Source organism: Moorena sp. SIO2C4 (assembly GCF_010672485.1).
Lineage (GTDB): Bacteria > Cyanobacteriota > Cyanobacteriia > Cyanobacteriales > Coleofasciculaceae > Moorena > Moorena producens.
This window is the reverse complement of the sequence record NZ_JAAHGN010001502.1, coordinates 1-1,261: the sequence shown is the minus strand read 5'-3', so window position 1 is coordinate 1,261 and position 1,261 is coordinate 1. Positions and strand designations below refer to the sequence as shown.

General features: G+C 48.8%; 3 protein-coding genes. All 3 read right to left on the bottom strand.

Annotation, left to right across the window (positions count from 1 at the left end; all coding sequences use genetic code 11):
• Positions 1-614 (bottom strand): N-acetylmuramic acid 6-phosphate etherase (locus tag F6K20_RS38990; protein WP_287298524.1); only part of this gene is annotated, 614 nt, incomplete at its 3' end.
• An 86-nt stretch (positions 615-700) separates the two neighbouring features.
• Positions 701-907 carry a hypothetical protein gene (locus tag F6K20_RS38985; RefSeq protein ID WP_131826930.1) on the bottom strand — a complete coding sequence of 69 codons (207 nt, stop codon included), beginning with the start codon at positions 905-907 and terminating at the stop codon, positions 701-703.
• Between the two features lie 25 nt (positions 908-932).
• On the bottom strand, positions 933-1,261 hold a 329-nt coding region (locus F6K20_RS38980), incomplete at its 5' end, for a DUF3110 domain-containing protein (RefSeq protein ID WP_287298522.1).

Below are 1,261 nucleotides of genomic sequence, written 5' to 3'. Positions count from 1 at the left end.
GTGACAGTACCGGCTTTGAGGCGAGTAGAGCCAGCTAGGACTTCCGGACCAACTAGCAGCCGAATATCAATATCAGCATCAATACTGACCTGTTCAGGGGGGACACAAGCGATCGCAATCGTGGTTGCGCCCCGCCCTCGTGCCTCTTGGAGTGCGCCGTGGACAAAGGGTGTGGTCCCACCTGCGGTAATGCCTACCACCACATCTAGGTCATGTACCCGGCGATGGGCGATCGCTTTTGCACCATCTTCCTGTCGGTCTTCCAAATCTTCAGAACTCCGCACCAACGCCCCTGCTCCTCCAGCAATGATCCCTTGGACTAGGTCTGGGGGTGTACAAAAGGTGGGGGGACATTCGGCAGCATCGAGGACTCCCAAGCGTCCACTGGTACCAGCTCCCACGTAGAAGAGGCATCCTCCTTGACGCAATGCCTTTGCAGTGCAGTCAATGGCTTGAGCTAGCTCGCTACGAGCTGCTGCGATCGCATCTAGGGTTTTGGTATCCTCTTGATTAAATAGATCGACTAACTCTAGGGATGTCAGCTGGTCAAGGTTCTGACTATTGGGATTAATCTGTTCGGTCAGTAGATGTCCCCGTTGTTCTAAATTTTGCATTATATTATTTAGTCATTGGTTGAAGGTTGAAGGTTGAAGGTTATTTGGTTGAAGGTTATTTGGTTTAAGGGTTTAAGGTTGTTCGCTTAGCGTGGCCTTTTGGGCAAGGTTGTTCGCCTTTGGCGTTCCCTTAGGGTAGTTTGTTTGCCTAGGGTGGCCTTTTGGCCAAGGTTATTTGCCTTTGGCGTTCGGTGAAGGATAGGTTGTTTAGTTGTTTGGTTGTTCGCCTTTGGCGTTCGGTGAAGGATAGGTTGTTTGGTTGTTTGGTTGACGGCTGAAGGTGGACGGTTCAAATGTATTCCTCAAATTTTTATCAGCTTACAATAAATTTTCCAACTGACGGCGAATGCGGTCTAGATCTGATATTTCTGATTCTTCGGTTTTCTTGAGGTCAGGTTCTTCGGTTTTCTTGAGGTCAGGTTGCCAATCCGTCTTTTCTAGATTTGTTTCCGGTGGCATGGCCAACATTCCTTCACTAACCAACTCCGACTCATAACCAGCCGATTGGCAAAACTCCTCAATCTCTTCTAGATCGATAGCTTCCACGGTGGGTGTTGGGAAATCCTGAGCTTCGAGCAATAAAGCAAAGCGGGTAGCATCGTCTTCTTTTTCAAACATCAATACCGTTTGCTTATCGCCAATTTGGA